The sequence below is a fragment of the Streptomyces sp. NPDC034037 genome, from assembly GCF_055575715.1.
The window spans coordinates 913,958-931,335 of record NZ_JBVISC010000002.1 but is presented as its reverse complement, the minus strand read 5'-3'; the positions used below and the strand labels follow the sequence as shown (position 1 = coordinate 931,335).

The following is a 17,378-nucleotide window of genomic DNA, read 5'->3' as shown; positions in this document are numbered from 1 at the left end:
GCGGCTCAGACGAAATCGGCGTGCAGGGTGCTGGGCACTTCCAGCGCGTAGGCGTCCAGCGCCTCGTCCAGTTTGATCTGGCCGCGTTTGAGGAGTTCCAGGAGTTCGTTCTGCGGGCGGTAGAAACACGATTTGCACAGGTCGGTCCGGCGCGGGTTGGAGGCTTCCCACTCGGCGCGCGGGCCACCTTCGAGTACTTCGGCATACCCCTGCTCGACCACGTCGCCGATCAGATAGCGGCTGTTGAGATGCACCTGGGGGCACGGATACAGGTTCCCGTCGGCACCGACCGCCGTGACGAAACGGCTGTAGTGGCAGTGCTCGAAGTCGCCCTCCACCTCTTCCACCTGGTCCATCGGCCCGCGGTCCAGCTTGGGCACCGACACCTCGAAGTCCGGGGTGGAGAGCGCGGCGGCGGCGGTGAGCGACTCGGAGATCTCCGGCATCACCGATTCGATGGTCTCGTGGCCGAGGGCGCTGTAGAACTCCGGTTCGAAACGCACGTAATGCGCGCCGGAATCCCGGGCGATATGGGCGGCCGCCATGATCTCCCGGTAGTTCTGCAGGGTGATCACGTAGTTGAAGCCGATGCGGAAGTCGGGGTCGACGGCGCTCTGCCTGAGCCGGCCGACCGAGCCGATGAACCGGGAGAACGTCTGCTCGCGGTCCCGCGTGATCTCGTCGAAGGTCGCCTCCGTGCCCGCGTTCAGTCCGATGCGGACCCAGGTGTGGGTCTCGGCGACGCAGGAGGCCGTCTTCGGGCGGCCCAGCCGGGAGCCGTTGGTGATCAGCCCGATCCGCAGCCCGGCCGCGTGCCCCGCCCGGCAGATCTCGGTGTAGCCCGGGTGGATGGTGCACTCACCGCTGCCGCAGAAGGTCACCGCGCGTCCGTCGTTGGCGGCGAACTCGCGCAGCAGCGTGACGGCCTTGTCGGTGGCGATCGAGTCCTTGAACGAGAACAGGTCGTAGAACTGCTCCTCGTTGGGGGAGTGGAAGTTGCAGAAATTGCAGCGCATGTTGCAGGCGCCCATGATGCCGATTCGCATATGGACGGGCTTGATCTCCTGGCCCGCGACGAAGCGGCGCAGCAACTCACCGTGGGCGAGGACCTTCTGCGGGGAGTGCGCCTGATCGAGACTGACGATCGGCAGGCCTTCTCGATTGTGTGGGGCCGCGATGCGAATGTCGCCGGAACCGGGTGTGCTGTTCACGAACCCCCCACGCGATCGATGTGCGGTGACGCTGTTCGAGACGGTCCTTTGCGACATTAGGGAGACCGGTCCGGACTGTCAACGGGTCTAGACAACAAGGGAGTTGACGCCACAAGGAGCCCTTGGGCCGGGCCCCGGCCCCCAGTGGCCGGGCGCCGGCGAACTGCTCTGGGTTCAGGGGGCGCTTGGCTCTGTCATCCCTCAGGCCGGGCCGCTACCCTCCGCGCATGATTCCCACGGTGGTCTGGGGCACCGGCAATGTCGGGCGCGCGGCCGTCCGTGCCGTGGAGGCCCATCCGGCGCTCACGCTCGCGGGCGTACTCGTGCACAGCGCGGCGAAGGTCGGCCGGGACGCCGGCGAACTCGCCGGGCTCGGACAGGAGGTGGGGGTGGCGGCGACGGACGACGTCGACGCCGCGCTCGCCGCCGGACCGCGCGCCGTCGTGTACGCGGCCTCCGGCGACCTGCGCCCCGCCGAGGCCCTGGACGACGTCGTCAGGGCCGTCCGTGCGGGCGCCGTGGTGGTCACGCCCGCGCTGTACCCGCTCTACGACCGGCACGGCGCGCCGGCGGAGTTCCGGGACCCGGTCCTCGCCGCCGTCGCCGCGGGCGGGGGCTCGCTCTTCGTGTCCGGGGTGGACCCGGGCTGGACCAACGACGTACTGCCCCTGCTGATCAGCGGACTCGGCACCACCGTCGACGCGATCCGCTGCCAGGAGATCTTCGACTACTCCACGTACGACCAGGAGGACTCCGTCCGCCACCTCATCGGCATGGGGCAGCCGATGGAGTACGAGCCGCCGATGCTGGCGCCGTCGGTCCCGACACTGGTGTGGGGCGGCCAGATCCGTCTGATCGCCAGGGCGCTCGGCGCCGAACTGGACGCCGTCACCGAGTCCTTGGCGCGGCGACCCCTCGGCGCGACGGTGCGCACGCGCACGATGGGGGAGTTCGCCGCAGGCACCCAGGGCGCCGTCCGCTTCGAGGTGCGGGGCATCGTGGGAGGCGAACCCCGCATCGTCGTCGAGCACGTCACCCGTATCCATCCGTCCTGCGCGCCGGACTGGCCCGCGCCGCCCGGCGGCGGGGACGGCGCGCACCGCGTGATCGTGGAGGGCCGCCCCCGCATCGAGGTGACGGTCGAGGCCGCGGACGAGGGCGAGAACCGCTCCGCGGGCGGCAACGCCACCGCCGTCGGCCGCCTGGTGAACGCCATCGACTGGCTCGTTGACGCCCGACCCGGCCTCTACGACGCACTCGACGTCCCGCTGCGCCCGGCGGCGGGCCGGCTCGGAAGGAAGTGACCCATGGGCGCGGTCCCGCGCATCGACATCCCCGAGGGCAAGGACGCGATCCCCTACGTGTGGGGCGAGATGGTCCCCGAGATCGGCGCGGCCGCGTCGCACTTCTCCCTCGCGGTCTACGCCCACACGACGCTCGGGCTGCGCGAGTTCGAGGCGGCGCGGCTGCGGGTCGCGCAGCTCAACGGCTGCGCGTTCTGCCTGGACTGGCGCACCGAGCGCGACGGGCGGAAGGTGGAGGAGGAGTTCGCCGACGCGGTCGCCCGGTGGCGTACCACCGACGCCTTCGACGACCGCACGAGGCTGGCCGCGGAGTACGCCGAGCGGTACACCCTGGACCACCACGGTCTCGACGAGGAGTTCTGGACGCGGATGACCGCGCACTACGACCAGGCCGAGATCGTGGAGCTGAGCATGAGCATCGGGTCGTGGCTGGCGTTCGGCCGGCTCAATCATGTGCTCGGCCTCGACACGGTGTGCGTGCTGCCGAAGCACTGACGGGGTGCCGGTGGGGCGCCGGCGAGGGACTCATAGATCGGTGGCGACGATCTTCTCGATGTTCCGCTCGGCGAGCGCCGTGATGGTCACGAACGGGTTGACGCTGGTGTTGCCGGGGATCAGCGCGCCGTCGATGACGTAGAGCCCCGGATAGCCCTGCAGGCGCCCGTAGTTGTCCGTGGCCCGGCCGAGGACGGCCCCGCCGAGCGGGTGGTAGGTGAGGTGGTCGCCCCAGATCTTGTACGCGCCGAAGAGGTCGGTGCGGTAGATCGTGCCCTCCTTGGCGTTGATCTTGTCGAAGATCGTCTTGGCGGCGTCGATGGAGGGCTGCTTCCAGGCGGTCTGCCAGTCCAGTTCGGCCCGGCCCGCCGCCGCGTTCCAGGTGAAGCGGGCGCGGTGCGGGTTCTTGGTGATCGACAGGTAGAACGAGGCGTACGTCTCGATCCCCGTCGGCAGCGGCGCGACCTCGGCGAACGCGCCGCCCGCCGCCCAGTTGTCGATGCCGGCCGTCGGGATGGACGACTGGAGAGCGCCGGTCGCGTCCCACATGTGGTTGGCGCGCCCGCACATGACGTTGCCGTTGTCGCCCCAGCCCGTGCCGACCTCGTCGTTGAGGCGCGGCAGCGCGCCCGTCGCCCGCAGCTTGACGAGCAGCTTGCTGGTGCCGACGCTGCCGGCGGCGAAGAAGACCCTGTCGGCCGTCACCTCCTTGGTGGCGACGGTGTTCCCGTCGGTGTCGATCTGGTCGATCGTGACCCGGTAGCCGCCCCCGGCGGCCGGGGCGACCGTGGTGACCTTGTGCAGCGGTGAGACGGTGACCCGGCCGGTCGCCTTGGCGCGGGCCAGATAGGTCTGCTGGAGCGTCTTCTTGCCGTGGTTGTTGCCGTAGAGGATCTCCCCGGCCAGCGCGGACCTCGGGGCGGTGCCCGCCTGCTCCCGCTTCATGTGGTCCCAGTCGTACACGTCGGGCACGAACACGAAGGGGAAGCCGGAGCGCCGGGCGTGCTCGCGGCCCACCCGGGCGTACTGGTAGCACTCGGCCGTCTCAAACCAGGCCGGGTCGACGGTGTTCACGCCGAGCCCGGCGTTGGCCCGCGGGTAGTAGGTGCCGTACATCTCGGCCGCGTCGACCGTCGGCAGTACGGCCGCGAAGTTCTCGCGCCTCGGGGTGACCGCCATGCCGCCGTTGACCAGTGAGCCGCCGCCGACGCCCCGGCCCTGGTAGACGGTGATGCCGCCGAACTCCTCGGCGTCCAGGATGCCCGTGTGGCGCGGCACGGCCTTGTCGATCGGGAAGCCGAGGAAGTTGCTCAGCGGCTGCTTGGTCCTGGTGCGCAGCCAGTACGAACGGTAGTCGGGGCTGGTGGTGTTGGCGAATATCTTGCCGTCGGGGCCGGGCGTGTCCCAGGCCATGCCCATCTCGGCCATGTGGACGTCGACCCCCCCCTCGGCCAGCCGCAGGGCGGCGACGGAGCCGCCGTACCCGGTGCCGATCACTAGGGCGGCCACGCGGGCGCCGTCCGTGAGGGGAGCGGCCGACGCTGCCCGTGGCCCGCTCCGGGCACCGGCCGGCGTGGCGCGGCCCGCGAGTGCGAGGCCACCGAGAAGAGAACCTGTTCCAGCGATGAACCTCCGCCGTGATGTCGCGCCGGACAACGTGCCGGGCTCGGATGCAGCGTCCATGGGATCTTCCTTACTCTGGGGCGAACTGGAACGAGTTCTACTGCTCCCCGCAAGGGAAGTCACGCCATACCTGGAAGTAATTTCTGTCCGGTCCCGCCTCTCGAACGGCCCGCTCCCTCACGGCTCACCCGGCGCCGTTCAACTCCGCCCGCAGGCAGGCGAGGAGGGCGCGGGCCGCGGGCGTCGCCGGGCCGTCTGCCCGCCAGGTCAGCGCGATCCGGCCGCGCGGCCGCGGGTCGGTGAGCGGCAGCGTGCGCAGGCCGAGGCCGGCGGCGGTCCCTTCGGGCAGCGCGGGCAGCACGGCCACGCCGAGACCCCGGGCCGCGAGCCGGGTGAGGACCTCGGGCGAGGCGGCCTCGAAGGCGATGACCGGCCGGAAACCCGCCTCGGCGCAGGCCGCGTCGAGAACTCCGCGCAGCCCGGTGCCGCGCGGCAGGCTGATCAGCGGACGGCCCGCCAGCTCGGCCAGCGGCACGCTCGCCCGGTCCTCGGGGCGCAGCAGCGGATCGCCCGGCGCCACGGCGGCGACCAGCGGCTCGTCGACCACCACGTCGAGCGCCACGTCCGGCGGCGGCTCCCGCGACGTGAGGCCCAGCAGCGCGAAGTCCAGCTCGCCCCGGCGCAGCGCGGCGAGCATCCGGTCGGAGGTGTCCTCGGTGAGGGAGATCTCCACCCGCGGATGCGCGTCGTGGAAGTCGGCGAGCACGGACACCACGTCGAACTCGTGGGTGGCCGCGCCGGACACGAGACCGAGCGAGACATGACCGCGCAGCAGCCCCGTGAACTCGTCCGCGGTCCGCCGCGCCCCCTCGGCGGCGGCCAGCGCCGCCCGCGCGTGGGTCAGTACGGCACGACCCACCTCGGTCGGCGTCACCGTACGGCCGGAGCGGTCGAGGAGCCGGTGGCCCAGCTCGCGTTCGAGCCGCCGGATCTGCGCGCTCACCCCGGGCTGGGCCAGATGCAGCCGGGCCGCGGCGCGGGTGAAGTTGGCCTCCTCCACCACGGCGACGAAGTACTGCAACTGCCGGAGCTCCATAACGGATGATGCTAGTGGCGAGAACGGGAAGCTCTTGGACTTATGGCCGGTTCTTGATCACCCTGAGGTCATGGGGAAGACACGCAGGACGACACCGACCGAGAGCCGCATCCGCGCCGAGATCGCCGCCGAACGCCGTGAACTGGCCGACGTGTTCGACAGGTTGCACCGCTCCCAGTGGAACGCCCCCTCGCTCTGCGCCGGTTGGCGGGTTCGCGAGGTCGTCGCCCACATGTCCCTGGGCTTTCGCCACTCGCTGCCGAGGACCCTGTGGGAACTGGCGAAGGCGCGCGGCAGCCTGCACCGCATGACGGACCGCTGCGCCCGCGCCGACGCCGCCGCCTTCACCACCGAAGACCTCGCCGCGCAGATCCGGGACAACGCGCACCACCCGTGGACGCCTCCGGTCGGCGGATACACCTCGGCGCTGGGCCACGACGTGGTGCACGGGCTCGACGTGACCGTGGCCCTCGGCCTGGACCGCCGCGTCCCGCCCGAGCGCGTGCGCCTCCTCCTGGCCGCCGTCGACGCCAAGAGCCTGAAATTCTTCGGGGCCGACCTCAGGGGCGTCGCCCTGTACGCCGACGACCTCGACTGGACGTACGGCAGCGGCGCCCCGGTGCGTGGCGCCGCGCAGGACCTTCTGCTGGTCGCGTTCGGCCGCAAGGTGCCACCGGGCAGGCTGCGCGGCGAGGGTGGCGAGCGCTATCTGCTGCGGTGAACGAGGCGGCTGCGGCGCGCGGTTGTCACATTCGGGCCTGTTGGATCCGTCCTGTGGGGGACCTACTCTGGTAGCCGCCTGAAGGGGAGTCGCATGAGTGGAAACACCGAGCGCACCGGCACGCGAGGACGACGCGCACGGCCCGGCAGAGGTGAACGGGTGGCCGACTGGGCGGACGGGCGCCTGGGCATCAACACCCTGGCCAGGACCCAGATGCGCAAGATCTTCCCCGACCACTGGTCGTTCATGTTCGGTGAGATCTGCCTCTACAGCTTTCTGATCCTCATCCTCACCGGCACCTATCTGACCCTCTTCTTCGAACCGAGCATGGCCGAGGTCACCTACGACGGGCCCTACGTACCGCTCAAGGGCCTGCAGGTGTCGCGGGCGTTCGAGTCGACGCTGGAGATCAGCCTGGAGGTGCGCGGCGGTCTGCTGATCCGGCAGATCCACCACTGGGCGGCGATCGTCTTCATCGCCGGCATGTTCGTGCACATGATGCGGGTGTTCTTCACCGGCGCCTTCCGCAAGCCCCGCGAGGTCAACTGGCTCTTCGGCTGGACGCTGTTGATGCTCGCCATCATCACGGGGCTCACCGGGTACTCACTGCCCGACGACATGCTCTCGGGCACCGGTGTGCGCTTCGCGCACGGCGCGATCCTCTCCGTCCCGGTGGTCGGGACGTACCTCGACTTCTTCCTGTTCGGCGGGGAGTTCCCGGGCCAGGACATCGTGGCGCGGTTCTATCCGATCCACATCCTGCTGCTGCCGGGCATCATGCTCGGCCTGGTCGTCGCGCACCTGATCCTCGTCTTCCACCACAAGCACACGCAGTTCGCCGGGCCGGGCAAGACCGAGAAGAACGTCGTCGGGGCGCCGTTCCTGCCCATCTACATCGCCAAGGCGGGCGGCTTCTTCTTCCTCGTCTTCGGCGTACTGGCGATCATGGGCGCGGTCGCCTCCATCAACCCCGTCTGGGCGATCGGCCCCTACCGCCCCGACGTGGTCTCCACCGGCGCCCAGCCCGACTGGTATCTCGGCTTCTCCGAGGGCCTGATCCGGGTTATGCCGAGTTGGGAGATCAACATCTGGGGGCACACCCTCGCCCTCGGTGTCCTCATCCCCTTCTCGCTCTTCCCGCTGATCATGATGGCCATCGCCGTCTACCCGTTCGTCGAGGCGTGGGTCACCGGCGACAGGCGGGAGCACCACATCGCGGACCGCCCCCGCAACACCCCGGTGCGCACCGGTCTAGGCGTCGCCTGGCTGACGCTGTACTTCGTGCTCCTGATCGGCGGCGGCAACGACGTCGTCGCCACCCACTTCCACCTCTCCATCAACGTCATCACGTGGTCCGTGCGGATCGCCTTCTTCGTGGCGCCCGTCCTCGCGTACCTCATCACCCACCGCATCTGCCTCGGCCTGCAGCACCGGGACCGCGACAAGGTGCTGCACGGCCGCGAGACCGGCACCATCAAGCGCCTGCCGCACGGCGAGTACGTCGAGATCCACGAGCCGCTGCCCCAGGGGGAGCTGTACCGCCTGACCGCGCACGAACAGCCCCGGCCCTACGAGATCGGACCCCTGGTCGACGCGGGCGGCGTGGTACGCAAGGTCTCCCGCTCCGAACGGCTGCGCTCACGCCTCTCCCACGCCATGTACGGCCCCAAGGCGCAGGTGCCGAAGCCGACGACGGAGGAGTACCTGGCGATCCAGCGGGGCGAGGGTGATCACCACTGACGGGGCAACTCGGTTAGCCTCGCACGGTGATGGCATTCGAGAGCACTCCCAAGCTGCTGGCGATCAGCGACCTGCACGTGGCGTACGCCGAGAACAGGAAATACGTCGAGACGATCCGGCCGCACACGGACGACGACTGGCTGATCGTCGCCGGTGACGTCGCCGAGCGGGTCGCCGACATCGAGTGGACGCTGCGCACGCTCGCCGGGCGGTTCGCCAAGGTGATCTGGTCGCCCGGCAACCACGAACTGTGGACGCCCAAGGACGACCCGGTCCAACTGCGCGGCGAGGAGCGCTACCAGCACCTCGTCGCGCTCTGCCGCGAGCTGGGCGTGGCCACCCCCGAGGACCCCTACCCGGTGTGGCGCGGCGCGGGCGGCCCGGTCACCGTCGCCCCGCTGTTCCTCCTCTACGACTACAGCTTCCGCCCCGAGGGGACGCACACCAAGGAAGAGGCGCTCGCGGTCGCCCACGAGGCGGGCGTCGTCTGCACCGACGAGTACTTCCTGCACCCCGACCCCTACGCCACCCGCGACGACTGGTCCCGCGCCCGCGTCAAGCTCACCGAGGAACGCCTCGCCGAACGGCCCGCCGGCCTGCCCACCGTCCTCATCAACCACTGGCCGCTGCTGCGCGAACCCACCCGGATCCTGCGCTACCCCGAGTTCGCCCTGTGGTGCGGCACCGAGCTGAGCGCCGACTGGCACGTGAAGTACGACGCGGCGGCCGTCGTCTACGGCCATCTGCACATCCCGCGCACCACCTGGCACGACGGCGTCCCACACGTGGAGGCATCCGTCGGCTACCCCCGCGAGTGGCGCCGCAGCTTCCACCCCGACCCGCACCTGCGCCAGATCCTGCCGGCGCCGCAGGAGGGCTGAGCGGGGCCGCGCCGGGTCACCGCGCCAGCTCGCGGTGCGCCGTCTCCGGCAACCGCGCATACACCGCCGACGACACCAGGCAGAGCACGGCCACGTACCCGGGGAACAGCCCGGGGGAGCCGATCTCCTTGAACAGGGTCCCCACGTACGGGGCCGTGCCGCCGAACAGCGCGACGGTGAGCGAGTACGGGAAGCCGATCCCGGCGGCCCGCACCCGCGCCGGGAAGACCTCCGCGTTCACCGCCGCCGAGACCGACGTGAAACCGGTGAGCAGCACCATCCCCGCGCACTGCACGAGCAGCAGCGAGACGAACGACCCGGTCAGGGCCTTGAGCAGCGGCACGCTGAGGACGGCGAACCCGACGCCGAAGAACAGCAGGAGCGGCCGGCGGCCGACCCGGTCGGACAGCAGCCCGCCGACCGGCTGGAGCAGGGCGAAGAACGCCAGCGAGAGGGTGCCCGCGAGCAGCGCGCCGCTCTTGCCGATGCCGGTGTTCAGCTCGGCGTACGTCGGCAGGTAGGACGTCCAGGTGTAGTAGGCGAGGGTGCCGCCCGCCGTGATGCCGCAGATCAGCAGCGACTGGCGCGGATGGTGGCGCAGCGCGTCGAAGAGCCCGGGCCGCTCACCCCGTGCGGCCGGCGCGATGTGCGTCTCCCGCGCCCCCTGCCGGATCCAGAAGCCGACGAGGCTGAGCAACGCCCCGACGAGGAACGGCAGCCGCCAGCCCCAGCCGTCCATCTGCCCCTCGGAGAGCGTGGCGACCAGCAGGGCCGCGACGCCCGACGCGGTCAACTGCCCCACGGTCGTGGAGACGTACTGGAAGCTGGAGAACAGCCCGCGCCGCCCCGGGCCCGCCGACTCCACGAGGAACGTCGTCGACGCGGCGAACTCCCCGCCCACCGACAGGCCCTGGAGCAGCCGCGCGACGACGAGCACCACCGGCGCGAGGACGCCCGCCGCCGCGTAGGTCGGGGTGAGGGCGACCAGCAGACTGCTGCCGCCCATCAGCAGGATGGTGACGGTCAGCGCGGCGCGCCGGCCGCGCCGGTCGGCGACGGCGCCCATGAGCAGGCCGCCCACGGGCCGCATGAAGAAGCCGACGGCGAAGACGGCGAACGTGGAGAGCAGCGGCACGAGGGAGTTCCCCGAGCCCTTGGGGAAGATCTGGCCGGCGATGTAGGTGGCGAGGAAGGTGTAGGCGTACCAGTCGTACCACTCCACGGCGTTGCCCACCGAAGCGGCGAGCAACTGCCGTATCGGGTGCCGCTCGGGGGCGGGGGATGCGTCGGTCGCCTGCGGGACGTGCTGTGTCATGATCACGACTTTCCCCGGCGCGGCGGCGCCCCACACGTGGTGTCCGCCTGGCGGACACGGCCCCCGGATCTCAGCCCGTCGTCGGCTTGTACGCGTACACCGCCGTGGTCACCAGGCACGGCGCCGGGGGCACCACCTGGACCCGCAGGGTGCGGCGCGCCGCGTCGTAGTCCACGCCCTCCGTCTCGAACGAACCGGAGCAGACGCTGCGCCGCGGGGACGCGAAGAGGACGGAGACGCGGCCGGTCACCGGCTGCCCGTCGAGGGCGCGGTCCAACTCGACCTGGAGCACGGGCCGCTCCTCGGGGAACAGCTCCTTCGACGCGTCGTCGGAGGCGCACACCAGCCGCCTGGCGGCCACGAAGTCACAGCCCTGGATGTCGCGCACGGGCTTGTCCAGCGTGATCTGCCCGGCCTGCGGCAGGGCCCCGCCCGTCGGCGGCGTCGCGGGATTGAGCAGCGGCGCGGGGAAGACCTGGAGGCGGTTCTGGTCGCCCCACTCGCCGGACACCAGCCAGCGCGAGTCCGGCGAGACGGCGGCGAAGGAGTTGTTGAGCTTCTCGCCCGCGTCCAGGCGATGCTCGTACACGTGCCGTTTCCCCCCGGGCGTGGTCACCGCGAACATCTTCGACGTCGCGCCGTCACCGCCCTGGTAGGCGTCGAAGGTGTGCCCCTCCGCGATGTCGGGGTCGCCTATGTGCCCCCAGCCCTTGACGCGCAGATCCAGCGGCACCGAGCCGAGCCCCCGGTACAGCAGAGTGCCGTCCGCGCGGCTCGCGAGACCCTGGCCGCCGGTCAGGGAGTTGACGTACGAGGTGCCCGCCGCCTGCCAGCCGCCGGGCGAGGCGGATGCCGCCGACGCGGCGCCGCCCGTCGTCACCGCCAGCACGGCGGCACAGGACAGGGCGGTCGATGCCTTCCACAGGGTCATCGGGGCACTCCTCGGTGGGGGGTCGGAACGCTGCCGCGCCATCGTACGTAACGTGAGTCCCGGTGATAACGGCCCGACAGAAGGTGGTTGACGACATGAAGCTCGCGATTCTCGGCGGGGGCGGGTTCCGGGTGCCGCTCGTGTACCGCGCCCTCCTCGGCGACCGGGCCGAGGGCCGGGTCACGGACGTCGTCCTGCACGACCTCGACGCGGCGCGGCTCGACGCCATCGCCCGCGTCCTCGCCGAGCAGGCCGCGGACATCCCCGGCGCGCCCGCCGTCACCGCGACCACCGACCTGGACGAGGCGCTGCGGGGCGCCGACTTCGTCTTCTCCGCCATCCGCGTCGGCGGCCTGGAGGGACGGGCCGCCGACGAACGCGTCGCCCTGGCCGAGGGCGTACTCGGCCAGGAGACGGTCGGCGCGGGCGGCATCGCGTACGGACTGCGCACGGTCCCGGTGGCGGTGGACATCGCGCGGCGCGTCGCCCGGCTCGCCCCGGACGCCTGGGTCATCAACTTCACCAACCCCGCCGGCCTGGTCACCGAGGCCATGGCGCGCCATCTCGGCGACCGCGTCATCGGCATCTGCGACTCCCCGGTGGGCCTCGGCCGCCGGGTCGCGCAGGTCCTCGGCCACGATCCCGACGAGGCCTTCATCGACTACGTGGGCCTCAACCACCTCGGCTGGCTGCGCGGGCTGCGCGTCGCGGGCCGCGACGAGCTGCCGCGCCTGCTCGCCGACCCCGCACTCCTCGTCTCCTTCGAACAGGGCCGGCTGTTCGGCGCCGACTGGCTCCAGTCCCTCGGCGCGATCCCCAACGAGTACCTGCACTACTACTACTTCAACCGCGACACCGTGCGCGCCTACCAGCAGGCGCGGCAGACGCGCGGCGTCTTCCTCCACGGCCAGCAGGGCCGCTTCTACGCCGCGATGAGGCACCCCGGCACCCCCGCCCTCAAGGCGTGGCACGACACGCTCGCCGAGCGCGAGGCGGCGTACATGGCGGAGAACAGGGAGGCGGCGGGCGTGGGGGAGCGCGCCGAGGAGGACCTGGAGTCCGGCGGGTACGAGAAGGTCGCGCTCGCGCTGATGCGGGCCATCGCGCGGGACGAGCGGGCGACGCTCATCCTCAACGTCCGCAACGGCACGACCCTCGCCGCCCTGGACGCCGACGCCGTCATCGAGGTGCCGTGCTCCGTCGACGCCAACGGCGCCCACCCGATGGCCGTCGCCCCGCTGCCCGGCCACGCCACCGGGCTGGTGTGCGCCGTCAAGGCCGTCGAGCGCGAGGTGCTCGCCGCGGCGGACAGCGGCTCGCTCGCCACGGCCGTCAAGGCGTTCGCCCTGCATCCGCTCGTCGACTCCGTGACGGTCGCCCGCCGCCTGGTGGACGGCTACCGCCAGGCGCACCCCCAGCTCGCCTACCTGGGCCGCCGGACGCCGGACGGGCCTGAGATGATCACGGGATGAGTCCCGTCGTCTCCATCGGTGCCGCAGCCCGCCGCCCCTGCACCCTCGTCGTGTGCCGGGGCTGTTGCTGCGGCGACGCCCGCAAGAACCCCGGCATCGACCACGCCTGGCAGCTGGAGCGGCTGCGGTCCGCCGCGGCGGCCTCCCGCGGCCGGTTCGCGGTGCGCACGAGCGACTGCCTCGGGCCGTGCGGCCAGGCCAACATCGTCGTCGTCCAGCCCTCGTACGAGGGGCGCAGGCGAGGCGGCCGGGCGGCCTGGGTCGGGTTCGTCACGGACGACGAGTCCCTGGAGCAGATACTCGACTGGGCCGAGGCGGGCGGACCGGGGCTCGCGGAGCCCTCCCCGACCCTCGCCCTCCAGCTGGTGGACCCGCGCGCCGGGTAGGCAGGGCCCTCAGCCCGCGAGGACCTGGTCGAGGAAGCCGTGCAGGTTCCGCAGGGTCCTGGCGTTCTGCTCCTCGAGCGAGAGGCTCTCCTCGAAGCGGCGGGCGAGCGCCGTGACCTTCTTGCCGCGCACGTACAGGGAGCAGGCGAGGTCCGCGCAGATGTACAAGCCGACCGAGTTGCCCTCGCGGCCCGCCGCGCCGGCCTTCGGGGCCACCAGCAGCGTGATGCCCGAACCGGCCTGCGGTGTCACGCACACCGAGCAGATGCTGGACTTCAGCAGGCTCTTGCGCGGCCCGGTCGAGGCACGCAGCGCGATGCCGACGGGCTTGCCCTCCCGGCGCGTCACCACATAGCCGCGCTCAGGGGCCTTGGGGTCGCGCCAGCCCAGGAAGTCCAGGTCGGACCAGGGGGTCTCGGCGTAGCCCGTCGGCAGCGTGAGCCGGTTCGCCTCGCCCTTCGAACAGTTCACGAAGGACGAGCGGATCTCTTTTTCACTGACGGGTTCCATGATCGGAAGGTATCAACGGACAAACGGAACCGTCCTGTCATTTTCCCCCACCCGACCCCGACGGTTCACTCGCCCCCGCCACCCGCCCCCAGCGCCTTGTACAGCGCGCCGACCAGGTGCGCGCTGCGCAGGTCCTCGCCGGACGTGCCGACGCCCATGCGGTTCATCGTGTACGCGTACGAGACGCGGTTCTCCGGGTCGGCGAAGGCGTACGACCCGCCCGCGCCGCCGTGCCCGAACGCGCGCGGGTTCGGGCCGGCCTGCCCGTACAGGTTGAGCATGAAGCCGAGGCCCCACGACCATGTCTCGGCGAGCGGCGTGCCCGCGCGCAGCACCAGGTCCGGTTCGTCGGCGCCGCTCTGCGACGTGCGCAGCCGCTCCACCGTGTCGGCGCCGAGCAGGCGCCCGCACGCCAACTCCCGGTAGACGGTGGCAAGGCCGCGCGCGGTGGCGTGGCCGTTGGCCGCGGGGATCTCGGCGCTCCGGTAGGCAGCGCCGTTCACGTCGCCGAGCGGCAGATAGCCGAAGGCCAGCGTGAGCGGGGCCGTGGGTGCTTCGTCGAGCCCGCTCACCGGGGGGTCGGGGATCCGGGCGAACGCCCCTCGCGAGGGGGTGTCGCCCGTGCCCGTGACCGGCGGCGCCATGTCCGCGCACCGCCCGTGTTCGCCCGGCGGTGTGCCGACGAAGACGTCGGCGTCCAGCGGCCCGGTCACCTCGGAGCGCAGGAAGGCGCCGAGCGTGACCCCGGTGATCCGCCGCACCACCTCACCGACCAGGAAACCGAACGTCACGGCGTGATAGCCCTGCGCGGTGCCCGGGCGCCACCAGGGCGTGGTGGCGGCCAGCGCGTCGGTGACCTTCTCCCAGTCGTACACCGCGCCCGGCCCCAGCGGCTCGCCGGGCGCGATCAGGCCGGCGCGGTGGCTGAGCAGCCACCGCACCGGCAGGTCCGCCTTGCCCGCCCGGGCGAACTGCGGCCAGTACCGCGCGACCGGGGCGTCCAGGTCCAACTCGCCGCGCTCCACCAGGAGATGGGCGCACAGGGCCGTCATGCCCTTGGTCGTGGAGTACACGTTCACCAGCGTGTCGCGCTCCCAGGGGCGCGTGCTGCTCCGGTCGGCGTCACCGGCCCACAGGTCCACCACGAACGCGCCGTCGACCGTGACCGCGACGGCCGCGCCCAGCTCGCCGCGCTCGGTGAAGTTCCGCTCGAACTCCTCGCGCACGCGCTCGAAGCCGGGCGCACAGGTGCCGTGGACGCGCACAGTCATGGGCTCTCCCCGAGGTGATGCGACGAATTTTCCCCTGCGCCCGCATGGTTGCCCACGGCACCTACCCCGTCAACGGGGGCGATAGGCACAGAAACGGTCCGGTGCCGCGCCCGTGGGGGTTCCGTGCCCTCCAAGCGAGGGACTTGTGCATCGCCGACCAGAGATTGGACTTCTCTTCACCCGGCGGACACCAGCCCTTCCGTATCGCTTGCTCCCCTTGACACACTGCACCCCCGCTCGCGTCCCCCACACCACACGAGGTCGACATACACATGCCTGAACTCAAGAGGCGCCGTTTCCTGCAGCTGGCCGGCGGCACCGCGGCCTACGCCATGCTCGACCAGAGCATCGCCCGCGCCGCGTCCCTGCCCGCCAGGCGCGTCACCGGCACCCTGAAGGACGTCGAGCACGTCGTGGTGCTGATGCAGGAGAACCGGTCCTTCGACCACTACTTCGGCACGATGAAGGGCGTACGGGGCTTCGGCGACCCGCGCCCGGTGACCCTGCCGAACGGCAAGCCGGTCTGGAACCAGCCGAACGGCACCAGGGAGGTCCTGCCCTTCCACCCGACCGCCGAGAACCTCGGCATGCAGTTCATCGCGGGCCTCGACCACGACTGGGCCGGCGGCCACAAGGCGTTCAACAACGGCAGGTACGACCAGTGGATCCCGGCGAAGTCCGAGCGGACCATGGCCTATCTCAAGCGGGAGGACATCCCCTTCCACTACGCCCTCGCCGACGCGTTCACCATCTGTGACGACTACCACTGCTCGTTCATGGGCGCCACCGACCCCAACCGCTACTACATGCTCACCGGCCATGTCGGCAACGACGGCAAGGGCGGCGGCCCGGTCCTCGGCAACCAGGAGGCGGGCTACGACTGGACGACGTACGCCGAGCGCCTGGAGCAGGCGGGCATCTCCTGGAAGGTCTACCAGGACATCGGCGACGGCCTGGACGCGGCCGGGCACTGGGGCTGGATCGACGACGCCTACCGCGGCAACTACGGCGACAACTCCCTGCTGTACTTCAACAAGTTCCGCAACGCCAAGCCCGGCGACCCGCTCCACGACAAGGCCCGCACCGGCACCAATGCCAAGGCGGGCGACGGGTACTTCGACATCCTCGCGGCCGACGTGCGGGCCGACCGGCTCCCGCAGGTCTCCTACATCGCCTGCCCCGAGGCGTTCACCGAGCACCCCAACTGGCCGGTGAACTACGGCGCCTGGTACATCGCCCAGATCCTCGACGCGCTCACCTCCAACCCCGACGTGTGGGCCAAGACGGCGCTGTTCGTCACCTACGACGAGAACGACGGCTACTTCGACCACATCGTCCCGCCGTACGTCCCCAAGGACGCGGCCCAGGGCAAGTCCACCGTCGACACGACGCTCGACTACTTCCCCGGCAACGCCTCCTACGCGGCCGGCCACTACGGCCTCGGCCAGCGCGTCCCGATGATCGTCGTCTCGCCGTGGAGCACCGGCGGCTTCGTGAACTCCGAGGTCTTCGACCACACGTCGATCATCCGGTTCATGGAGCGGCGCTTCGGCGTCAAGGAGCCCAACATCTCGCCCTGGCGCCGCGCGATCTGCGGCGACCTGACCTCCGCCTTCGACTTCAGCGGCAAGGACACCGGCCCGGCACGGCTGCCCGACACCGCCGCCTACGAGCCGCCGGACGACAAGCGCCACCCCGACTACGTGCCGAAGGCGCCCGCGAACCCGGCCCTGCCCAAGCAGGAGCGGGGCACGCGCCCCGCCCGCGCACTGCCGTACGCCCCGCTGGTCGACGGCAGCGCGGACGCGGCCGCCGGCAAGTTCACCCTGACGTTCGGCGGCGGCGACAAGGCGGGCGTCTGCTTCCACGTCCGCTCGGCCAACCGCACCGACGGCCCCTGGACGTACACCACGGAGGCGGGCAAGACGCTCTCCGACACCTGGAACTCCGCGTACTCCGGCGGCTCGTACGACCTGTCGGTGTTCGGTCCGAACGGCTTCCTGCGCACCTTCAAGGGCCCCGGCAAGAAGGCGGGCCCGGAGGTCACCGCCCGGCACGACGGGACGACCGGCAACATCAGGCTGACGCTGCGGAACGCGGGCGGCACGGATGTGAACCTCACGCTGACCAACGCCTACGGCGGCACCCCGCAGACCTTCAAGGTCAAGGCCGGCGCCACCGTGTCGCACACCGTCGACCTGCGGGCGAGCAGGCGCTGGTACGACCTGAGCGTGAAGTCCGACGCCGACACGGGCTTCCTGCGCAGGCTCGCGGGCCACGTGGAGACCGGCGCGGCGGGCGTGAGCGACCCGGCGATCATCACCGGCTGACCGGCGCCGGTGGCGCGGAGGGCGGCGAGCGGGGGCCTCGGCGGGCGACAGCCGGGACTCCCGCGGCGACGGTACCGCAGACGTTCCCGGAG

The 17,378-nt window shown here is 71.4% G+C and carries 15 protein-coding genes; 8 read left to right on the top strand and 7 right to left on the bottom strand.

The genetic code is table 11. The features are described 5' to 3' along the window. Positions 1-5: 5 nt before the first annotated feature. Positions 6-1,211, bottom strand: coding sequence for a radical SAM protein (locus ACZ516_RS09680; protein WP_358586516.1), 1,206 nt, complete (start codon positions 1,209-1,211; stop codon positions 6-8). A 227-nt stretch (positions 1,212-1,438) separates the two neighbouring features. Here ACZ516_RS09680 and ACZ516_RS09675 point away from each other — a divergent pair, with 227 nt between their 5' ends. Then, positions 1,439-2,515: an NAD(P)H-dependent amine dehydrogenase family protein gene (locus tag ACZ516_RS09675; RefSeq protein ID WP_469009414.1), complete on the top strand. Its 1,077-nt coding sequence runs from the start codon at positions 1,439-1,441 to the stop codon at positions 2,513-2,515. 3 nt (positions 2,516-2,518) lie between these two features. After that, on the top strand, positions 2,519-3,010 hold the full coding sequence (locus tag ACZ516_RS09670) for a carboxymuconolactone decarboxylase family protein (protein WP_469009413.1): 492 nt from the start codon (positions 2,519-2,521) through the stop codon (positions 3,008-3,010). Between the two features lie 30 nt (positions 3,011-3,040). On the opposite strand, the gene ACZ516_RS09665 is transcribed toward ACZ516_RS09670, so the two are convergent. Continuing rightward, positions 3,041-4,693, bottom strand: coding sequence for a GMC oxidoreductase (locus ACZ516_RS09665; RefSeq protein WP_469009412.1), 1,653 nt, complete (start codon positions 4,691-4,693; stop codon positions 3,041-3,043). A gap of 124 nt (positions 4,694-4,817) precedes the next feature. Beyond that, a complete protein-coding gene (locus tag ACZ516_RS09660) occupies positions 4,818-5,729 on the bottom strand; it encodes a LysR family transcriptional regulator (RefSeq protein WP_469009411.1) in 912 nt (303 codons plus the stop codon). Between the two features lie 70 nt (positions 5,730-5,799). On the opposite strand from ACZ516_RS09660, the gene ACZ516_RS09655 reads away from it, so the two are divergent. The 3 genes from ACZ516_RS09655 to ACZ516_RS09645 all read left to right on the top strand — a co-directional run bounded on the left by ACZ516_RS09655 (position 5,800) and on the right by ACZ516_RS09645 (position 9,071). After that, on the top strand, positions 5,800-6,450 hold the full coding sequence (locus tag ACZ516_RS09655; protein WP_469009409.1) for a maleylpyruvate isomerase family mycothiol-dependent enzyme: 651 nt from the start codon (positions 5,800-5,802) through the stop codon (positions 6,448-6,450). Positions 6,451-6,543: 93 nt separating this feature from the next. Next, complete coding sequence (gene qcrB / locus ACZ516_RS09650; protein ID WP_469009407.1) at positions 6,544-8,190, top strand: cytochrome bc1 complex cytochrome b subunit; 1,647 nt, start codon at positions 6,544-6,546, stop codon at positions 8,188-8,190. A 29-nt stretch (positions 8,191-8,219) separates the two neighbouring features. Then, positions 8,220-9,071: a metallophosphoesterase family protein gene (locus ACZ516_RS09645; RefSeq protein ID WP_358586555.1), complete on the top strand. Its 852-nt coding sequence runs from the start codon at positions 8,220-8,222 to the stop codon at positions 9,069-9,071. 16 nt (positions 9,072-9,087) lie between these two features. Here ACZ516_RS09645 and ACZ516_RS09640 read toward each other — a convergent pair whose 3' ends face one another. Together ACZ516_RS09640 and ACZ516_RS09635 are read right to left on the bottom strand one after the other, a co-directional pair. Further along, on the bottom strand, positions 9,088-10,386 hold the full coding sequence (locus ACZ516_RS09640; protein WP_469009406.1) for an MFS transporter: 1,299 nt from the start codon (positions 10,384-10,386) through the stop codon (positions 9,088-9,090). A 70-nt stretch (positions 10,387-10,456) separates the two neighbouring features. Then, complete coding sequence (locus ACZ516_RS09635) at positions 10,457-11,317, bottom strand: hypothetical protein (protein ID WP_469009404.1); 861 nt, start codon at positions 11,315-11,317, stop codon at positions 10,457-10,459. Positions 11,318-11,412: 95 nt separating this feature from the next. On the opposite strand from ACZ516_RS09635, the gene ACZ516_RS09630 reads away from it, so the two are divergent. Both ACZ516_RS09630 and ACZ516_RS09625 read left to right on the top strand, forming a co-directional pair. After that, entirely contained in the window at positions 11,413-12,789 is a 1,377-nt protein-coding gene (locus tag ACZ516_RS09630) for a 6-phospho-beta-glucosidase (protein WP_469009403.1), read from the top strand. Beyond that, positions 12,786-13,175 (top strand): (2Fe-2S) ferredoxin domain-containing protein, encoded by a 390-nt coding sequence (locus tag ACZ516_RS09625; protein WP_469009402.1) that lies wholly within the window; start codon positions 12,786-12,788, stop codon positions 13,173-13,175. Before ACZ516_RS09630 ends, ACZ516_RS09625 begins: the two co-directional genes overlap by 4 nt. A gap of 9 nt (positions 13,176-13,184) precedes the next feature. Here the strand turns inward: ACZ516_RS09625 and ACZ516_RS09620 are convergent, their stop codons facing one another. Both ACZ516_RS09620 and ACZ516_RS09615 read right to left on the bottom strand, forming a co-directional pair. Beyond that, positions 13,185-13,685, bottom strand: coding sequence for an FBP domain-containing protein (locus ACZ516_RS09620; protein ID WP_358699746.1), 501 nt, complete (start codon positions 13,683-13,685; stop codon positions 13,185-13,187). Positions 13,686-13,750: 65 nt separating this feature from the next. Then, complete coding sequence (locus tag ACZ516_RS09615; RefSeq protein WP_469009400.1) at positions 13,751-14,956, bottom strand: serine hydrolase domain-containing protein; 1,206 nt, start codon at positions 14,954-14,956, stop codon at positions 13,751-13,753. Between the two features lie 272 nt (positions 14,957-15,228). Here ACZ516_RS09615 and ACZ516_RS09610 point away from each other — a divergent pair, with 272 nt between their 5' ends. Next, positions 15,229-17,286, top strand: a complete 2,058-nt coding sequence (locus ACZ516_RS09610) for a phosphocholine-specific phospholipase C (protein WP_469009398.1) — start codon at positions 15,229-15,231, stop codon at positions 17,284-17,286. Positions 17,287-17,378 lie beyond the last annotated feature (92 nt).